Consider the following 17,464-nt stretch of genomic DNA (forward strand, 5'->3'; position numbering starts at 1 on the left):
AAAGCAAAATGTGAAGCGTCACAAGCTTTAGGGCGTAGCCTTTCAGAATGATGTGCTCAGTTTTTCATCCATTTACTATTAGTGTGAATAAAACTACAACACGAATACTGCGCCTATGCGCAACCAATGGACTGAACGATGAAACTGAATCTGATTACGACGACCTTATTGCTTGCATCGGCAAGTGCCATCGCCGAGCCAAACATCACCATTTCTACCACGACCAACAGCCGTGACTTTCCTTTAAGTGCAGAGCAACCTTTGGTTGTGCCCTTAACCAAAGACGGATACACGCTCAAAATCACGGGTGTTGAAGGCGACTGTGTCGCGCCTGATGGTCAGAAGGTCAAATTCAACAAACCTATCGCGCTGAACTGCGGAAAACCAACAGAACTGCCGTTAAAAATCCGTTTTACTGGCGATTACTCTTTTGCTTTTGATGCGGAAGCCAAAACTCTACGCTTCAAGCGTGAACCTAAGAAAGCTGCCAAGACAGAATTCAAACGCCCAATCCCACAAGTGCAATGTGAGGTTTACCAAGGCGGCGAAGTCACCATCGCGCTGGGTGACAGTTTCCCCGATGGCACCAAGTTGCGTGATGCCTATTCTGGTCAAATGGTCGAAGTAAAAGATCAGCAAGTATCGCTGACACCAAGCAAAGATTCCGGCGGTTTGGTGCTACTAGAGCCAGTGAAGAAAACCAAAGAAGCAGTACCGTTTGATTACCGTAATGCCAACATTTACTTCGTGATGGTCGACCGTTTTAACAATGCCGATACCAGCAATGATAACAGCTATGGGCGCAAGAAAGACGGCAAAGAAGAGATTGGTACCTTCCACGGTGGTGACCTAAAAGGCGTGATCGAAAAGCTAGATTACATCAAGAGCCTAGGTACAGATGCAATTTGGCTGTCGCCAATCGTTGAGCAAGTGCATGGTTTTGTGGGCGGCGGCGATAGCGGCTCATTCCCATTTTACGCTTACCACGGTTACTGGACGCGTGATTTCACCAAGATTGATGAGAACTTCGGTAACGAAGATGACCTGAAAAAGCTGGTGGAAGAGGCACACAAACGTGGCCTTAAAGTATTGATGGACGCAGTAATCAACCACACCGGTTACTCAACGTTAGCCGATTTGCAATTTGATGGTATTGAGGTGTTAAAACCAAACGCTGAACTACCTAAGAAGTGGGGGGATTGGCAACCAAAAGCGGGTGAAAATTGGCATAGCTACCACCAGAATATTGATTACCAGAGTCCAAACTGGGCGAAATGGTGGGGCGGTGACTGGATAAGAACAGGTCTACCGGGATACCCAGCTCCGGGCAGCAGTGATATCACCATGTCATTGGCGGGTTTGCCTGACTTTATCACTGAATCAGACAAAGCCGTGAAGCCAGCTCAATGGCTATTGGATAACCCTGGCACTCGCGTTGAGGCGCGTGATAATTACACCGTCTCGGACTACCTAATTGAGTGGCAAACTGATTGGGTGAAACGCTTTGGTATTGATGGTTACCGTGTCGACACGGTGAAGCACGTTGAAGGCGATGTGTGGAAACGCTTGAAAGAAGAGGCATCAAGCAGCCTTGAGCAATGGCGTAAAGAGAACGGTAAGTCAGGTCAGCCATTCTGGATGATGGGTGAAGTATGGGGACATACCGCTTATCGCAGCCCTTACTTTGACGATGGCTTTGACGCGTTGATTAACTTCGACATGCAGAAGAAGTTAGACAAAGGCGCGGCGTGTTTCAGCCAAATGGCAGACACTTACCAAAGTTACGCAGATACTATCGCCAATGAGAAAGACTTTAACCCTGTGAGCTACATGTCTTCTCACGATACCGAGCTGTTCTTCTCTCGCTTCAAAGATTACGGTATGCAGCGTAACGCCGCGAATGCACTGCTTCTGAGTCCTGGTGCTGTTCATGTTTATTATGGTGATGAAATTGGTCGTAACATTGGTCCTTACGCGGATGATTTCCACCAAGGCACACGTTCTGACATGGTGTGGAAGCTATCGGATGAGAAGCAAGCGCTACTCAAACACTGGCAAACCCTTGGTCAGTTCCGTAAAGCGCACCCAGCGATTGGTGCAGGTCAACATCAAGTGATTGAACAAGAAGGTGCGTATGTGTTCTCTCGCTCGCTTGGCAATGACAAAGTCGTTGTGGCGTTTGTGGGTCGCGAAAAGTAGTTAGAACTTCGTTTTAAGCCTAGATAGAAAAAGCCCTTCCTTGAGTTATCAGGGAAGGGCTTTGTTGTTTTAGTTCGCCAGTTCTTGGTCGATGACTTGTTCTAGCTCGTCAAACGGCACATAGCCAGGAATGACTTGATCATTAATGATCAACGCAGGCGTGCCGCGTAAACCAAGTTGCGTGAAATACTGATAGTTTTTATCAAGCAACGCCTTGGTCTCTTTGTCGTCGACAAGCTGCGCTTCTGTCCCCGTTTTTTTCGCGATTTGATTTAAGGAACGTGCGTCATGTGCGCCCGGTTTTTTCACCAATAACTCATGCACTTGTTCGTACTTATCTCGCTGGTTTTGCCAAACATTTAATGCGTAACTTGCCGAGTTGTAGCCGTTTTTCTCGTATTGTTCTTTAAAAGAGACATTGAGGTTAAGCACTTTTACCTGCGGATATTCCTTACCAACTTTGACCAGCTCTCCTTCTAAACGTTTACAAAAAGGGCAGCTGTAGTCCGTTACGTTAATAATGGTTAACTCAGGGTTTTCAGCACCAAAAGAGGAATGTTTGCCATCACTTAGATATTGACGAACCTCCTTTAAGGTGTCTCCAAATGACTGTTGATAAGCAATGTATTCTTGAAGGTTTTGGTGCAATGAATCAAGAATTTGAGGGTTATCTTTTAGTATCTGATTAACTTCCTCTAGCTTTTGTTCTGCGGTCTTTTCTGATGCGAAAGATACGGCAGATACGATAGCCATCGTTAACGCCAAAAGTGTACGAGTGAATGTCATAATATTTCCTAAAACTTTTAAATTTCGTTGTTTGTTATGTGAAGTGAATAAAATATGTACAAAAGTCAGGCGGAAAGGTCTCTCGCCTTGCTGGCTTTATTCTCTAAACACGCAAAGTTTTAGGTGAACCCGATACTTTTCCGGTATCGGTTCTGTGTATTCCAGATAACGAATTGCTGTGGTTGTCATCGGCAGCGCCACAATCAAAGCAAACAGAAAAAATGGAATAAGAATATGATCAAACTGATGTTGGTACGCTTGAACCAGCTTTTCTGAAAGGTCGCAAGATGGTGATAAATTCACACTCTCATCTTGCTGACCCTGTATTTGGTGAGCCTTCGGGCAGCTTTTCGAGAAACCAGAATTTTGGCTTAAGCATATCATCACCACCCAAAGAACGAGGGCGAGTGTCCATTTGGCTATTTTATATTGTGAGCGTAACAATGGGTCGTATAGTCCTGTTAATTCTGGTTTATGCCGTTTACATATGACCGGGCCATCCTAACCTAAATTTCGTGGCTGAATGTTACTTTCGAGTTAATCGATATTGCCTCAATGCCAAAGTATGAAGTACGTCATGAATGTTGTAGAAAGCAATATTCGTCAGAATCATTTGTTGAGTTGATGAAGAAGTCGTGAGCTATCGACATAGATTAATATACCTAATTGTTAGCACAAATTTTTATTATCTTTCAATTGTGATTGGAATCATAAAATAAAACTTCATAATTGAGTGGCATGATTGTTCGGTAAATGGATTGATTTTGATCATCTCTCTAGCACGTCGTTCAAGGGATCATCTATGCGTTCTGTTCCACATACATAGGTGAATTTATGACAAGCCCTGTTCATGCTGAACGCAAGGTGACGATCGGGTGTTACATTGCACTCGCGTTTGCGGTTGTGTTCTTTTCTGGTCTGATGCAATCCAACGAATGGTACGGTGTATTCGACTTTACAACGCTTAATGGCTCTTTCGGTAAAGTGGCTTACGGCGTAACGGAAGGTGCGGATGGCGCGGTACAAGCTGCGACTACCTCTTTCCGCGGTACTGGCGGTAGCGGTGCTCGTGACGGTTTCATTTTCGCACTTACTTTGATTCCAACCGTTATGTTCGCATTAGGTATGATCAACGTACTTGAGCACTACGGTGCGCTTGAAGCCGCTCGTAAGCTTCTTACTCCTCTTCTACGTCCTCTAATGGGCATCCCTGGTAACTCTGGTCTGGCTTTGATTGCTTCTCTACAAAGTACCGATGCTGGTGCGGCAATGACGCGTCAGCTAAAAGATGAAGGTCACCTAACTAAGCGTGAAACGGACGTATTTACCATGTTCCAGTTCACTGCAGGTGCAACCATCGTGAACTTCTTCTCATCGGGTGCTGTGCTGTTCACACTGACGATGGCTGACGGCTCTCTAGCAGTAACGTCTTCTATTGGTTTAGCAGTTGTGGTGATGTTCGCATTTAAGATCATCGGCGCGAACCTGTTCCGTATCTACCTGAACATGACGGAAGGTAAAGAAGACAAGCAAGACCAAAACAAATCAGAGAACTTAAAAGAGGAGACGGCATAATGGGTGACGTTAAAGCGAAAAAACCAATGGTGACGGATATCTTCGTCGAAGGTGCTAAGAAAGGTTGGGTGATTGCGACTACCTCTACGGTGCCTAACGTATTGATGGCATTTGTTATCATCAAGGCGCTACAAATCACTGGCGCGCTGGATCTGATGGGCACGGTGTTCTCTCCAATCATGGCGGTGTTTGGTCTTCCGGGTGAAGCTGCAGCGGTATTGATCGGTGCTTGGATGTCGATGGGTGGCGCAGTGGGTGTGGTTATCACGCTGTTTGACCAAGGTCTCCTTAACGGCACGCACATTGCGATTCTTGCACCTGCTATCTACCTAATGGGCTCTCAAGTTCAGTACATGGGTCGTATCATGGGGCCAATCGGTACTGAAGGTCGTTACATCCCAGTTATGATTGCAATCTCAGTATTGAACGCATTTGGCGCAATGCTGGTGATGAATCTGTTTGTCTAGGAGTGAGTCATGCAATTCTCTCTAAATGAATATCTAGAAGAGCTACGTCCGCTGATTAATGTGGATTGTGGCACTTACACGACTGATGGTATCGAGTTTATCGCTTCTCAATTTGAAGAGAAGTACCAAGCGATGTCAGGTTGGAGCGTAAAACGCATCGACTGTGGCAAAGCGGGCATCGGTCTTGAAGTTCGAAACAAGCCGGAAGCTGAGCAAATCGACGTGATGCTGATTGGTCACATGGATACCGTGTTCCCTGTGGGTACCGCTGAGCTTCGACCAATGTCTCAAGATGCAGAAAAAGCCTACGGTCCGGGCGTCTCGGACATGAAATCTGGCTTGCTGAACATCGTATACGCGATGCGCAATCTAGACCAAGCGGTGTTGGATAAGTTGTCTATCGCTATCTGCATGAACCCAGATGAAGAGACGGGCTCTCTGGACTCTGTGGATTGGATTCAATCAGTTGCGAAAAACGCTAAGAATGTGCTGGTTGCAGAAGCAGCACGTGCAGACGGTGGTTTAGTGAAAGCGCGCAAAGGCATGGCTCGCTACAAAATGACCTTTAATGGCGTTGCTGCTCACGCAGGTAACGAGCCAGAAAACGGCCGCAGCGCAATCACTGAGATGGCGAATTGGATTCTGGCTGTCAATGCAATGACCAACTTTGAATCTGGTACTACGCTGAACGTCGGCATTGTTTCTGGCGGCAACGGTGCGAACATCGTCCCTGAGCACGCGGAAGCGATCGTGGATGTGCGTTTCTGGAGCAACGAAGAATACGATGATGTCGATAGCAAGCTAAATGGCATGCTGGAAACACCATTCGTTGGTGGCGTGAGAATTGAGTTGGTTCGTGAAGCTTATAAGCCTTCTATGGTGCCAAGCCCACAAACAGAAAGCCTGATGATGCTAGTTGAAGAAGCCGCAAGTGAACTGGCGATCGACATCAACTGGAAAGAAGTAGGTGGTGGCTCTGATGCAAACAACACGGCGATTCTTGGTGTTCCAACTTTGGATGGTCTAGGACCTATCGGTGCGGGCTTCCACAGCGATCAAGAGTACTTGTTGCTTGAGTCTATTGAACCACGTATCAAAATGTTGATACGTGTACTGGAGAAGATTGTTCAATAAGGCATTCTGCTTCTAAAGCTTGGCTCCCAAAGCTGTTGGTTTCAAAACCATTTGGTTTCCAAAGCAATAATCCCTGGACTTCGGTTTGGGGATTTTTTTATCTAGCCATTTTGTTTCCTTTCTTCATTATCATTACGCGCTATTAATCCTACGTTCAGGTTCATCGCCTTAATATCTATGCCACAGTCATAAATTTAGGAGGCACGATGACCACAAGCATGTCTGTAAATTCGGCGTCCGATGACGTCTTAGACCAAACGATGCAAGCACCAGATGAGAAAACCTTCTGGCGTAATGTGAAAGCGTCGGTTAGGAAAGCGGGTGAAGAAATTGCCGTAATGGGCATAAAATCATGGCTCGCGATGACAGATTCTAACACCTCTGTTCGCCATAAGGCGATTTTAGGTGGAGCATTGGCTTACTTCGTATTACCAACCGATATGGTGCCAGACGTACTCGCTGGCGTCGGTTTTACCGATGACATGGCAGCACTTACCTTAGCCGCGAACTCAGTCGGTAATGCCATCACTAAAGAACACGAAGCACAAGCCAGAGAAAAACTGAATTCGATGGTGGAGTAGGTATGGCCCATCAAACATGTTCTATGTTTGGTTTAGCGCAAACAAGAAATTGTTATTTTTAACATTTACTCAAAGCACACGAGCTCGTAACAATACGTTTTTCCGTAGTAGATTTGCTCGATTTGAAAGGGTACTTTCAGATTCAAGTTTTTATCTAAGAGAAACCTTTCATGTACAGGTATACGCCAGATATTATTGGTATGCTAACTTTGAACGTAAAACCGTTGTCATCTCAATTAGTGGTCCTCCGAGTCGGTGTGCGTGGAACCATTCATGAGTTTCAAACTATTACTGATGCTAACGGATCGTTTGCCTTCCCTGCATTTGAAGAGCATGAGTCTCAAGACTTATTGAACTTAGATCAGAAATACGTGCTCGTTTTCCTGAAGACTCATCTAGCAAATGGAGAAGAGGTGACGATATGGGAGTCTTCAATTGATGGTTATGAGACTTATGAGTTTGCTAGAGAAAATATGGGAAATTTGAATTGTGAAGTAACCAATGAAGTTTACTACTTCGCTTTTTCTTATTTTGGAAATGGTGAAGATGATACTTATGTGTACAGTCAGTGCAAACTAACTGGTTATGTAGAATCAGGAGTATACGAAAGTTAAGTAGTGAATTACTTTAGAGAAATATTCTGCGAATTAGCACTTTGATTGATATGTTTAAACTTGATTGAGGCGTGCAGGTATAACTTTTTCTTTTAAAGAACTTTGAGTTTAATAATCATCACAATCATAAACTCTATGAAAAATGTCTTTTATATAAAAATCCATTTAAATTGCAGTTGCTAATAACCATTAGATCTCCAGCATTTTCTAGATTGATATTCTTGAAAAAGTATCGAAACTCGGTACCTTCAAGCTCACAGTAAAGATTACTTAAGTTGTCCTTTATAAATATAGGTGGTGAAACGTAGTTTAACTGAGACTCCCAAATATATTTCTTTTCTTCATTTATATAGGTATATATTCCGATATATGAATATGTTTGATTCAAAGCTGATTCTTTGAACCTTTGAGCATGTATGACTGGTTTAAAGTGAAATTCACCTAACTCATTAGTACTTGAACTCCTTTTGTAATTATTTTTTAAAAAATTAGCTTCTAAGTAAACCGTTACATTTTCTAGAGGTCTTTGATCAAGAACTAAAGTACCTTTTACCTCTGGGCTTAATGTATATTTAAATTTCTTAAAAAAATCGAACATACTTTCGTTGAAACCTAATGCAAGTATTGGAAATGAGAAAATGAATAAAAAAGACTATTTTTAAACATGAAATTATGATGTATGTATCTTAGTACCAACTTAATTATCAGACTACTATCTATCGCGATTTGGTTTTGAACTTTAATTTGATAATGGAATTTGTATCTCTATATGATGAAAATGTTCCTTATATCATTTTCAAAGTAATAAACATAGGCGAGTTATCTTAACCCTCTAGATGAACTAATATAGAATCGAACTACTTACCGATTAGTAATTGAAACAACCTCGGGGGACGAGAAATTTATCTAAACCTTTTTGACTTCGGGTTAATTGGAAATAAAAAACCACCTTAGAGTAAGGTGGTTTTTGCTTAGACAGGATAATTTAACTTGGAAGGGTTTAAGCTTCCGCGCGTTTCAGGTGCACTTCTTCTTCGGCTACGCCTGCCATTGGGTCGTTGAAGCGAGCTTCATCCAATGCACCCTCTGATTTTGCAACGATGACGGTTACAGCACTGTCACCAGTGATATTTACCGCGGTACGAATCATATCAAGAAGACGGTCAACACCCATGATGAGCGCGATACCTTCAAGCGGCAGACCAACTTGGTTCAATACCATAGCAAGCATGACAAGACCCACACCAGGAACACCTGCGGTACCGATAGACGCCAGAGTTGCCGTCATGATAACCATTAGGTAATCGCCCATAGTTAAATCAATATTGAAAGCTTGAGCAATAAACGCAGTTGCTACGCCCTGCATGATCGCCGTACCGTCCATGTTCACGGTTGCACCAAGTGGTACTGTGAACGATGATACACGGTTCTCAACACCCATGCGGTGCTTTGCTGTTTCCATTGTCACTGGAATCGTCGCGTTTGATGATGCGGTCGAGAAAGCAAACATGATCGCGTCTTCCATCTTACGCAGGAACGTAATTGGATTTAGACCAGTGAAACCTTTTAACATTAAGCTGTAAGTGACTAGGCCGTGCAGGACAAGCGTCCCCGCCAGTACTAAGAAGTACTCTGCCAGATTGACGATTGCGCCCAGACCAAGACCAGTAAATAGCTTCGCCATTAAGAAGAACACACCATAAGGCGCCAAGTTCATCAAAATCGCAACCAGTTTCATGATCACTTCATTCAGATCAGCGAAGAACGCTGCAATACGTTCACCAGGTTTGCCTGCTGCGCTGATCGCGATACCAAATAGTACCGCGAACACAATAACTTGCAGGGTTTTACCTTCAGCCATCGCACTGATAGGGTTGGTTGGGAACATATCGATGATCACCTGACCCAAAGATGGTGCTTCTGCTGATTTGAATGAACTTGCTGCGGTTAGGTCAGCGCCAGCACCTGGCTGGAACAGAGTACCCATAGTTAGAGCAAGCGTAATCGCGATAGCCGTTGTTGTAACGTAGAAAGCGAGGGTTTTACCGCCCATGCGACCCAGTGTAGAAAGGTCTTTGAGAGAGCTAGTACCACAAACTAACGAAACAAATACTAGCGGTACAACAAGCATTTTTAAGCTGGCAACGAAGATCTGTCCACCAACTTCGAATAATCCATTAACAATGTATGCGTCGACAAATCCGTTGTCGGCAAAAAGTGTGCGAATTGCAAATCCTGTCAAGATACCCGCAACCATACCTAAAATTACGCGGCTGGTAAGCGACATCGGTTTCTTGGTATTCATGAGAACACTCCTTATAGTTATGCACCTTGAGTTCACTTCAAAGCGGCGAGCAGATTAGCAGCGGAGTGAGAAAATACGAAAGAATAATCCTCTAAATGGTTAATAGATGTGAACTTTATCACTAATAAAAATGGGATTTTAACCAAATATTAACGAATTGGCCGGATTAAAAGTTTGTATTTTAACACTTTTATCGAATATACAACCGATAACAAAGAGGATTTACAATAAATTTTAATAAGAGATAGAGTGCATACTCTCTTTGAGTGGATGCATTTCTGCATAACTATTTAAGTTGTATTCAGACTAGCGGTCGCTTCTTTAGCGATACTTTAGTATTGAGTGTTCATCAGAGCCAACGAACCTTTTATGCTTTCATATTTGTCAACTCAATGATGGTTGGCAAGTGTAGTTAGTTGGAGGTGATCCCAGCTCCAATAACTTTGACTGGTATTTTTAATCCCTCCAACCCAATAGCATTGTTTCGCTCGTATTAAACCCTCCAAACACTGCTTGCCAGCCTCAGTGATACGGACGCTTTGTTCCCACCAGTGCCTTTCACGTGATTCAATCGTGATCAACGGTGTTTGACACTGTGCTAGAGGGAGGAGTAACGCGTAAAACATCACGTCTCCTAGGTAAGGAAGAGGTTCTAGTTGTTGATATTGCTCAAACCAATCTTTGATGGGAATTGAACGATTTTGTGAGCTCAAGACCTTTAGTGCGAGGTGTTGTGTCAAGCTCAATCCAGTTTGTGAATTAGGTAACTCTTGCAAATGGCGTTTAAGCACGTTGAATATATTGGGCAAGCAATCCAGGTTATGCTGCTGAATCAAATTAACTATGGAAATAGGTGTCGGTGATGTAATAGCGTGCCAACACCGTTTAGCCTGACTGAATAATTTTGCTGTCACAGGTTTACGGTATCGCCAACAAGAACGAATAGCTTCTTCAGGCAACTGCCCAAAGCCGATGAATCGTTCAGTGCCCGGGAACTGGTTCAACTCAATGATCTCTATCACTTTATTCTCTACATTCTCTAACTGTGTTAGAGCACGAATTAGCATCAATTGATCATAACTGTCATGTTCGACCCAAAAGACGATTCGTTCAAATACATCACTTTGCAACAGATCGAGGTTTGATTGTTCCAATGTGACTATATCTTGAACCGAGTCTTCACGCTTCATCACAGGCAGCAGAGTCTCTACGACATATTGGGCACGAATGGCAAGGAAGTTCTGTGGTGTTGCTGGTATGGGGCCAATACAAAGCGGATCGATCAGGGCTAAAAATGTCCCTTCAAATCCGCTGGCTTTAAGTTGTTGTTGAATGTCGTGGCCACAACGAACGTGTAGCGTTTTTACTTTTGCATCTAGGGGCGGTTTTTGTTCTTTGATGGCTAGTTTGTGCGCTTCTAGCTCTTCGACATGAGCTTTTAGTTTACTCCAACTGGATAAGCCCAGTTCTCTTGCGAGTGCATGTTGAACGTCAGCCAATTGAATTGTATTGGGAGCCAAAGATTCTGGTTTGGAGTGAAATCGCTTAACTAACTCCAACGTGGCGTCATCGTATAGGCGGATAGCTTTGAGCCTTTTTTTAGCAATGGATTTTTGCTGATTGATATTGATCGAGAAGCTATTTGTAGAGTTCATATTTCACCTTTCTTATTTCTTCCACACTCGCCTAAATAGAAGCTAAAAAGAAGGTAAAAACAGATTGTGCCTGCTAAACCAAGCAGGTGAGGATATTGCCGTGAACCGAGTTCTTTCCGCGAGTGTTGGGTGCTTTAGGCATGAGCAGAGTGATAGTAGGTGGTCGCTATCCTTCGTGCAACCTTTTGTGAGAGTGTAGCGTCACAAAATGGCCGTTTCTCTATGTTTAGGGAGAATCAATAGGCGATAACACTAGCGATTCAACTCAATACCACTGTTGCTAGACTCGAGTTTCTACACTTTTGAGTAAAATACGATAAAGCGCTTGAGTCGCAGGACCACTTTTGGCTCCTTTGGGCAAAGTGAGGTGCAGCGCAACTTGATATTGATGGGAGTGTTCGAGCTCCAATACTTTAATTTTATCGCTCTTTCGGGCTGAGACTAAGTGCGCTGGTAGCCGACAAAACCCAACGCCTTGCTCTACGGCGTGAAAAGCGTGGTCGAAGTTATCGACGGTAATACGCTGACGTGCGCGTAACCAACCCACATCTCTTTTCGTTTTGTCTGAATCACCTAAGTCACGGATGACAATTTGGCTGGTGGTTGCAAAATCGTCGATGGAAACATGCGGCTTTTTAGCGAGTGGATGGTGTGCTGCGATTACAGGCAGCATGGTTGTTACGCCAAATGCTTCGGCAGGGTAGTTGGTTATCGGTAAGTTGATGATTGCGATGTCAGCGAGCTCATTTACGACCATTTCGGTTGTTTTGCTCAGTGACGTTTCAACCACTTGAACGGAGGTCGTGTTGTTGTCCTCCAAAAATTGACTGAGTGGTGCATAAAGCCAACAAGGGTCACAAAGATGATCTACTGCGACCGTGATTTGAGATTCCACCCCACTTTTTAACTGCTCGCTGATGACTTCTAGTTCCCGCGCTTGTTCAAGCATGGATTGTGCACGACGCAGTATGGTTTTGCCGTGCTCTGTCAAACCCGCTTTGCGCCCTCGTACTTCGATAAGTTGAATACCAAGTTGGTCTTCTAACTTCCTCACCGAGTAGATCAATGTAGTATGGCTCTTGTTGAGCAGTAAAGCTGCGGATTGAATGCTGCCTTCTTGATTAATCGCTTGTAGCGTTTGCCATTGTTCTAAGGTCGTTTTTAGTCTCATGAGTCAATTTTTTAGACAGTTAATGGCGAAATTATGAACTTTTCTGTCAGTTTTATAAAGGTAATAATCTTGTCATCGAAAACGAGTCAATAAGAAGAGGAGACTCAAGATGGCGAAATTATTGCAAGTTGATTTTGAATTTCATGGTCCGTTTGGTGACGAGATGTCGAATGCTCTGGTCGACTTAGCTAAGTCGATTAACCAAGAGCCGGGCATGATTTGGAAAATCTGGACGGAAAGCGAAAAAGACAAACTCGGTGGTGGTATCTATCTTTTTGAAGATGAAGCCACGGCGCAAGCTTATCTCGAAATGCATGCCGCACGCTTACGAAAAATGGGCGTAGTCGAAGTACGAGGTCAAATTTTCGATATCAATGTGCCGTTAACGACGCTCAATCAAGGGCCTATTAGAGGATAAGGAGATGATGACCAACCGCACTTTTCTAACCGTTCATGGTGTCGTATATACGGTATTCGCTTTTGCGTTGTTTTTTGTACCAACCATAATGTGGCCGATGTATGGAGTACAAATTAACGACCAGTACGCGCTGTTTTTATCGCAGCATACTTCGATCTTTTTAGGTGGAATCGCAGCGGTGAGTTTGATGTTACGTAATGTGGAATCAGGGCATACTGCGAAACAGCTGTTTAAAGCATTATTGATTACTAATGGCTTAGGGGCAGTGATTACTACCTATGCCGGCATTATCGGAGTATTTGTCGGTTTTGGTTGGAGTGACCCAATATTCTTTGTCTTGCTTAGTTTGATTACGTACAAGCAACTAAGAGTGCAATAGAAAAAGCCCTGCTGTTTCTAGCAGGGCTTTGTCATATTTGGTTTAATTAGCGATCTAAATTCAAGTTATGATTCGCTTTTGTACGCGTAGTTATAGTAGCCGTATCCATAGCCGTATGAGTTAGATGCTTTTTTCTCAACTGCATTGAGAATCACACCTTTAACTTCAACGCCTGATTGCTCGAAGCGACCTTGCGCGACTTCAATCTCCTTCAAAGTCGTTTGATCAAAACGAGCGACCATCAGAGTTGTTCCTGCAAGCGCGCCAACAATGCTTGGGTCGGTAACTGCGAGTACAGGCGGTGTATCGATGATGATTAGATCGTATTCTTTTGATACTTGTTCTACAAATTCAACAAATCGTGGATGCATCAAAAGCTCTGATGGATTTGGTGGTACTTGACCACGAGTAACCACATCCAAGTTTTCAACTTGACTTGGCTTGATTGCGGTTGCTCGATCAATTTTTCCACTTAGTAAGTCAGATAACCCTTGCTCTGCTGTGAGGCCAAAACATTGCTGTAAATAACCTTTTCGCATGTCAGCATCCACCAAAAGGACTTTTTGACCCGTTTTAGCCGCAACTGCAGCAAAGTTAGTTGATACAAACGTCTTACCTATGGAAGGCGCTGGGCCTGAAATCATTAAGACATTGTTTTTGGCTTCCAACATTGCGAAGTGTAAGCTGGTTCGAAGTCCACGTAGTGCTTCAATTGATAGATCTGCTGGATTGGCATTTGCTAAAAGAAGTAAGTCTTTGTTGTTTTTACGTTTTAGCTTGTTCGCAACTTCCAATTGTTGTGCTGATTTTGGAACACTTGCATATACAGATATTCCAGTTTGCTCAATTTCATCAGGAGAAGTCACTCCACGATGAAACGCGGTTTTTACCAGAACAAATGCGACAGCTACCATGCCTCCTAGAAGAGTAGCCAAAACCACAATCAAAGGTTTTTTCGGTTTAATAGGAACGGCGTAAGATTGTGCATTGTCAATAATACGCACATTACCCACGGTGCCAGCTTTTATGATATTTAGCTCTTGAACTTTATTCAAAAGTTGGATGTAGATTTGCTGGTTTACTTCGACATCACGAGTCATACGCAAGACTTCGCGCTGTGTTTTTGGTAGTTTTTGAACTTGTTTGTTAAGACGCTCTTTCTCTTGCAGTAATGTCTGACGTTTGTCTAACAGCGATTTATAAGCTGGGTGGTCTTGGGTGAATTTTTGACTGATTTCACTTTCTTTAAATGTTAGCTCATTAAGTTGGGCTTCAAGTGCCACCATCACTTTTAGAGTCGATTGTGCTTCGAGATTTAAATCGATAGATTCGTTTTCTTGTCTAAAACTGTTCAATGTATCTTCTGAAATAGTTAGCTTGTCCTTAATCTCGGGTAAATGACCTTTAAGGAAGTTGAGGCTCTGCTCAGCTTCAGCTGAGTTTCTTCTAACATTCTGCAAAAAATAGTTTTGAACAACGTCATTTAAAACAAGCTGATTGTGGTCTGGGTATTCACCTTCAATACTTAGAGATACAATACCTGTTTGGCTACCTCTCTCTGAAATAGAAAGTTGTGAGGCTAACTTGTTGATAGCATCTAACTTGCTTATTTTACTTATTGTAAAAGTATCTTCATTTTGAGCATTGAGCTGGTTCACTTTTACACGATAGCCATTCATCTCAATTAGTTGACCAACTGAACCAGAAAGTACCATTTGGTCTTCAAGCATCAAGCTGAATTGACCTTTCTCGATGTCTGTAGCAATCAGTTGATGAGATAATCCTTTAGCCGTTCGAGGTACTTCAAACGTGGTCAAAGAAATGTAGTTTTGAGTACCGTTGATTCGTGCTAGACCTTTACCAACAAAAGGTAAGTAATCAGGAGTGGCAATGGTTGTTAAGTTAAACTTATCAACGGTATCGCCAAGAATCATTCTCGATTTAATTATTTCAATTTCTGTAGTTGCAGATGATTCGGCAGAAAAGAGTTCTCCCATGTCACCGACCATCGCCGAAATACCACCTGAACTTTTCTTTTCGATTTGTATTAACGAGTCGGCTTTGTAAATCGGAGTTGATAGCAACGCGACCGCGATACCTAATGTTGCAAAAAAGAGTGTAATACTGATGATAAACCATTTCGCGTCTATCAATATGCCGAAGAGCTTGCCTAGGTCGATCTCATCATCAGCAAGAGCAGATGGTTGTATTGTTTGGTTAGCCATTATTTTTTATTTCGCCAAGTGATCTGAATTTATATTTTTTTTGCCCATGCATGAGCAGCATTTTCAATCAGAGATAATGCATGCTCAAAGGCTTCTCTACTCTGTCTGTATGGATCTGGAATATCCACGGAACCTATCCAGTGACCAAATAACATTGCTTTACCTCTAGCCTCTGGTACCAGCTCCGTCAAAGCATCGATATGACCTTGTTCCATCACCAATATTAGGTCTTGTTTTGCGCACAACTTAGCGGTTAGCTGCTGCGCTTTGTGGTCTAGCAGGTAGATACCACGTTCTGACGCGACAAGTCTGGCGGTTTCATCTGCTGGCTTTCCGGTTAGGCGACTTTTTTCTACGGCAATACCCGCCGAAGAAATCTGTTTATCTGGGAGTAGTTGCTGTAGTAACCGCTCTCCTGTGGGAGAGCGACAAATATTACCTACACACACGACAAGAATGTTCGAAAACATGTTTTGCTCCTTATAGACAACGTTTGAATGACTTGTTTATGTTCAAACAAGCCCTTCAGAATGCTTTTTCTATGGCCAAGTCCTGACTCGAAGGACGCCTTCTGTAAGTTCATTGAAGCCTGAGATGGTAGGTACTAGTTGTGCAATAACGCGATTCCAACGACTGATAGGCGCCGCAGTGACATAAACGATGTCATACGGTTTCAGAGCAAATTCAGTACCAATAACGAGCGCTGCCGCATCGGAGACATCAAGTTGATATATGTCGCCCAGTGAACCTGCGTCTTGTGACCTCCTAATTACGAATACACCTGTCGCATCCGCTGATATCTGATTAATACCGCCAACGTTGCTCAGAGCTTCCGTAAGGCTCATGCCAGCGCGATCTATTTTCAGTAGTTTAGGATCGTTAACTTCACCCATAACGAAAACCTTTTGTGAATCATTTCTTGGCACATGGATGATATCACCTGGTTGAAGTAGCCTATTTTCAGTGAGGTCGCCTTCTTGCATCAGCGCATAAAGAGATATGTTTTCAACTATGCCGTTTCTTGTCAGTGTTACATTTTTCCAGTCGGCGTTTTCGGCTAATCCACCTGCACGGTTAATTGCATCTAACAAGGTGAGTGGGATGTTGGTGATTGGTTGTTGTCCAGGATTACTTACTTCACCAGTAATGTAGGATTTTTTCGAACGAAAAGCTGCTACGCTGACATCCACTTGAGGACTTTCTATGTACTTTGCTAATCGGCGAGAAATATCAGCACGAATTTGACGAACGTTTTTACCCGCAACTTCAACAATACCTATATATGGATAGAAGATAGTACCATCAGCATGTACCCAATTCCCCGCTTCAGCAGAGCTGCGATAAGAACCAGCAGGAATAGTTAGTTCTGGGTGATCCCAAATAGTAATGTTTAGTATATCTCCAGGGCCAACCTCATACTCATAAGCGCTAAGTTGGCGATCTAGTTCAGGGTTGGATTTGGCTTCTATCCCCAAACTTTTAAGTTGAGATACTTTATCAAGTGTAAGTGGAAAAACATTGAAATCAGAAGTGCGACTAACATTGCTGTCTTCGACGAAGTTTTTTCCATCTGTGGAAAGGTGACTACCGGGTACAGTACATCCAGAAAGAAGTACTGAGGAGAGCACTAAACTAGCTAGCTTTTTATGTTTGAAATTCATGTTTTTTCATTCATCTGACGTAAAGAGCGAGTTGCTGGTAGCAACATTCTTTTCCAGAAAAGACTTCACAACATAACCTTATAAGCACCACCTTCTTCTATTTATAAAGTGCTCAATAAGGGATTGATTGCATCTGGAGGCATGAACTCTAATGAATTTCAATGATTAGAGCATTAGACAATAATGCAGCAAGTGTCCAGATAAATATCGTATTTTTATGTTTTCACTTACAAGATTTCATATTTCGGATAAAAAACTTGTTCAATTAGCTCAAATTTTGTTTATTAGCTCTAT

General features: G+C 43.0%; 17 protein-coding genes. 8 read left to right on the top strand and 9 right to left on the bottom strand.

The window, feature by feature from the left end; translation table 11 throughout:
• Window positions 1–138 precede the first annotated feature (138 nt).
• Window positions 139–2,199 carry an alpha-amylase gene (locus H9L11_RS17825; protein ID WP_205391343.1) on the top strand — a complete coding sequence of 687 codons (2,061 nt, stop codon included), beginning with the start codon at window positions 139–141 and terminating at the stop codon, window positions 2,197–2,199.
• A 69-nt stretch (window positions 2,200–2,268) separates the two neighbouring features.
• Here the strand turns inward: H9L11_RS17825 and H9L11_RS17830 are convergent, their stop codons facing one another.
• Both H9L11_RS17830 and H9L11_RS17835 read right to left on the bottom strand, forming a co-directional pair.
• The gene (locus tag H9L11_RS17830) at window positions 2,269–2,985 is read right to left on the bottom strand and encodes a DsbA family protein (RefSeq protein ID WP_053349997.1); all 717 of its coding nucleotides are present in this window, start codon (window positions 2,983–2,985) and stop codon (window positions 2,269–2,271) included.
• A gap of 96 nt (window positions 2,986–3,081) precedes the next feature.
• Window positions 3,082–3,369, bottom strand: a complete 288-nt coding sequence (locus H9L11_RS17835) for a hypothetical protein (RefSeq protein WP_205391422.1) — start codon at window positions 3,367–3,369, stop codon at window positions 3,082–3,084.
• Window positions 3,370–3,819: 450 nt separating this feature from the next.
• Between H9L11_RS17835 and H9L11_RS17840 the strand changes: the two genes are divergently transcribed.
• The 5 genes from H9L11_RS17840 to H9L11_RS17860 all read left to right on the top strand — a co-directional run bounded on the left by H9L11_RS17840 (window position 3,820) and on the right by H9L11_RS17860 (window position 7,356).
• On the top strand, window positions 3,820–4,560 hold the full coding sequence (locus H9L11_RS17840) for a nucleoside recognition domain-containing protein (RefSeq protein WP_005437881.1): 741 nt from the start codon (window positions 3,820–3,822) through the stop codon (window positions 4,558–4,560).
• Window positions 4,560–5,027 (top strand): YjiG family protein, encoded by a 468-nt coding sequence (locus tag H9L11_RS17845; protein ID WP_158173260.1) that lies wholly within the window; start codon window positions 4,560–4,562, stop codon window positions 5,025–5,027. Before H9L11_RS17840 ends, H9L11_RS17845 begins: the two co-directional genes overlap by 1 nt.
• 9 nt (window positions 5,028–5,036) lie before the next feature.
• A complete protein-coding gene (locus H9L11_RS17850) occupies window positions 5,037–6,161 on the top strand; it encodes a M20 family metallopeptidase (protein ID WP_205391344.1) in 1,125 nt (374 codons plus the stop codon).
• A gap of 206 nt (window positions 6,162–6,367) precedes the next feature.
• Entirely contained in the window at window positions 6,368–6,742 is a 375-nt protein-coding gene (locus H9L11_RS17855) for a YkvA family protein (RefSeq protein ID WP_205391345.1), read from the top strand.
• Window positions 6,743–6,912: 170 nt separating this feature from the next.
• Entirely contained in the window at window positions 6,913–7,356 is a 444-nt protein-coding gene (locus H9L11_RS17860; RefSeq protein WP_033906665.1) for a DUF6795 domain-containing protein, read from the top strand.
• Window positions 7,357–7,489: 133 nt separating this feature from the next.
• Here the strand turns inward: H9L11_RS17860 and H9L11_RS17865 are convergent, their stop codons facing one another.
• The 4 genes from H9L11_RS17865 to H9L11_RS17880 all read right to left on the bottom strand — a co-directional run bounded on the left by H9L11_RS17865 (window position 7,490) and on the right by H9L11_RS17880 (window position 12,487).
• The gene (locus tag H9L11_RS17865; protein ID WP_033906666.1) at window positions 7,490–7,954 is read right to left on the bottom strand and encodes a DUF6795 domain-containing protein; all 465 of its coding nucleotides are present in this window, start codon (window positions 7,952–7,954) and stop codon (window positions 7,490–7,492) included.
• A gap of 402 nt (window positions 7,955–8,356) precedes the next feature.
• Window positions 8,357–9,661: a dicarboxylate/amino acid:cation symporter gene (locus H9L11_RS17870; protein ID WP_025768631.1), complete on the bottom strand. Its 1,305-nt coding sequence runs from the start codon at window positions 9,659–9,661 to the stop codon at window positions 8,357–8,359.
• 389 nt (window positions 9,662–10,050) lie between these two features.
• On the bottom strand, window positions 10,051–11,316 hold the full coding sequence (locus H9L11_RS17875) for a DUF1835 domain-containing protein (RefSeq protein WP_005374868.1): 1,266 nt from the start codon (window positions 11,314–11,316) through the stop codon (window positions 10,051–10,053).
• A gap of 280 nt (window positions 11,317–11,596) precedes the next feature.
• Complete coding sequence (locus H9L11_RS17880) at window positions 11,597–12,487, bottom strand: LysR family transcriptional regulator (RefSeq protein ID WP_033906667.1); 891 nt, start codon at window positions 12,485–12,487, stop codon at window positions 11,597–11,599.
• Window positions 12,488–12,596: 109 nt separating this feature from the next.
• Here H9L11_RS17880 and H9L11_RS17885 point away from each other — a divergent pair, with 109 nt between their 5' ends.
• Window positions 12,597–12,905 carry a monooxygenase gene (locus H9L11_RS17885; RefSeq protein WP_005374871.1) on the top strand — a complete coding sequence of 103 codons (309 nt, stop codon included), beginning with the start codon at window positions 12,597–12,599 and terminating at the stop codon, window positions 12,903–12,905.
• A gap of 7 nt (window positions 12,906–12,912) precedes the next feature.
• Window positions 12,913–13,284 carry a hypothetical protein gene (locus H9L11_RS17890; protein WP_017634450.1) on the top strand — a complete coding sequence of 124 codons (372 nt, stop codon included), beginning with the start codon at window positions 12,913–12,915 and terminating at the stop codon, window positions 13,282–13,284.
• A gap of 65 nt (window positions 13,285–13,349) precedes the next feature.
• Here the strand turns inward: H9L11_RS17890 and H9L11_RS17895 are convergent, their stop codons facing one another.
• The 3 genes from H9L11_RS17895 to H9L11_RS17905 all read right to left on the bottom strand — a co-directional run bounded on the left by H9L11_RS17895 (window position 13,350) and on the right by H9L11_RS17905 (window position 17,170).
• On the bottom strand, window positions 13,350–15,509 hold the full coding sequence (locus H9L11_RS17895; protein ID WP_064376872.1) for a polysaccharide biosynthesis tyrosine autokinase: 2,160 nt from the start codon (window positions 15,507–15,509) through the stop codon (window positions 13,350–13,352).
• A gap of 29 nt (window positions 15,510–15,538) precedes the next feature.
• Window positions 15,539–15,979 carry a low molecular weight protein-tyrosine-phosphatase gene (locus H9L11_RS17900; RefSeq protein WP_064376871.1) on the bottom strand — a complete coding sequence of 147 codons (441 nt, stop codon included), beginning with the start codon at window positions 15,977–15,979 and terminating at the stop codon, window positions 15,539–15,541.
• 69 nt (window positions 15,980–16,048) lie between these two features.
• Window positions 16,049–17,170, bottom strand: coding sequence for a polysaccharide export protein (locus H9L11_RS17905; RefSeq protein WP_033906671.1), 1,122 nt, complete (start codon window positions 17,168–17,170; stop codon window positions 16,049–16,051).
• Window positions 17,171–17,464: the final 294 nt, after the last annotated feature.

It is taken from the genome of Vibrio sp. sp1, from assembly GCF_016920955.1.
Taxonomy (GTDB): domain Bacteria; phylum Pseudomonadota; class Gammaproteobacteria; order Enterobacterales; family Vibrionaceae; genus Vibrio; species Vibrio alginolyticus.

Coding starts and splice junctions, on each gene's coding strand:
- H9L11_RS17865 (WP_033906666.1), bottom strand. CDS start 7,954: ATGTTCGATTTTTTTAAGAAATTTAAATATACATTAAGCCCAGAGGTA.
- H9L11_RS17900 (WP_064376871.1), bottom strand. CDS start 15,979: ATGTTTTCGAACATTCTTGTCGTGTGTGTAGGTAATATTTGTCGCTCT.
- H9L11_RS17895 (WP_064376872.1), bottom strand. CDS start 15,509: ATGGCTAACCAAACAATACAACCATCTGCTCTTGCTGATGATGAGATC.
- H9L11_RS17890 (WP_017634450.1), top strand. CDS start 12,913: ATGACCAACCGCACTTTTCTAACCGTTCATGGTGTCGTATATACGGTA.
- H9L11_RS17825 (WP_205391343.1), top strand. CDS start 139: ATGAAACTGAATCTGATTACGACGACCTTATTGCTTGCATCGGCAAGT.
- H9L11_RS17830 (WP_053349997.1), bottom strand. CDS start 2,985: ATGACATTCACTCGTACACTTTTGGCGTTAACGATGGCTATCGTATCT.
- H9L11_RS17870 (WP_025768631.1), bottom strand. CDS start 9,661: ATGAATACCAAGAAACCGATGTCGCTTACCAGCCGCGTAATTTTAGGT.
- H9L11_RS17845 (WP_158173260.1), top strand. CDS start 4,560: ATGGGTGACGTTAAAGCGAAAAAACCAATGGTGACGGATATCTTCGTC.
- H9L11_RS17885 (WP_005374871.1), top strand. CDS start 12,597: ATGGCGAAATTATTGCAAGTTGATTTTGAATTTCATGGTCCGTTTGGT.
- H9L11_RS17835 (WP_205391422.1), bottom strand. CDS start 3,369: ATGATATGCTTAAGCCAAAATTCTGGTTTCTCGAAAAGCTGCCCGAAG.
- H9L11_RS17840 (WP_005437881.1), top strand. CDS start 3,820: ATGACAAGCCCTGTTCATGCTGAACGCAAGGTGACGATCGGGTGTTAC.
- H9L11_RS17880 (WP_033906667.1), bottom strand. CDS start 12,487: ATGAGACTAAAAACGACCTTAGAACAATGGCAAACGCTACAAGCGATT.
- H9L11_RS17855 (WP_205391345.1), top strand. CDS start 6,368: ATGACCACAAGCATGTCTGTAAATTCGGCGTCCGATGACGTCTTAGAC.
- H9L11_RS17850 (WP_205391344.1), top strand. CDS start 5,037: ATGCAATTCTCTCTAAATGAATATCTAGAAGAGCTACGTCCGCTGATT.
- H9L11_RS17860 (WP_033906665.1), top strand. CDS start 6,913: ATGTACAGGTATACGCCAGATATTATTGGTATGCTAACTTTGAACGTA.
- H9L11_RS17875 (WP_005374868.1), bottom strand. CDS start 11,316: ATGAACTCTACAAATAGCTTCTCGATCAATATCAATCAGCAAAAATCC.
- H9L11_RS17905 (WP_033906671.1), bottom strand. CDS start 17,170: ATGAATTTCAAACATAAAAAGCTAGCTAGTTTAGTGCTCTCCTCAGTA.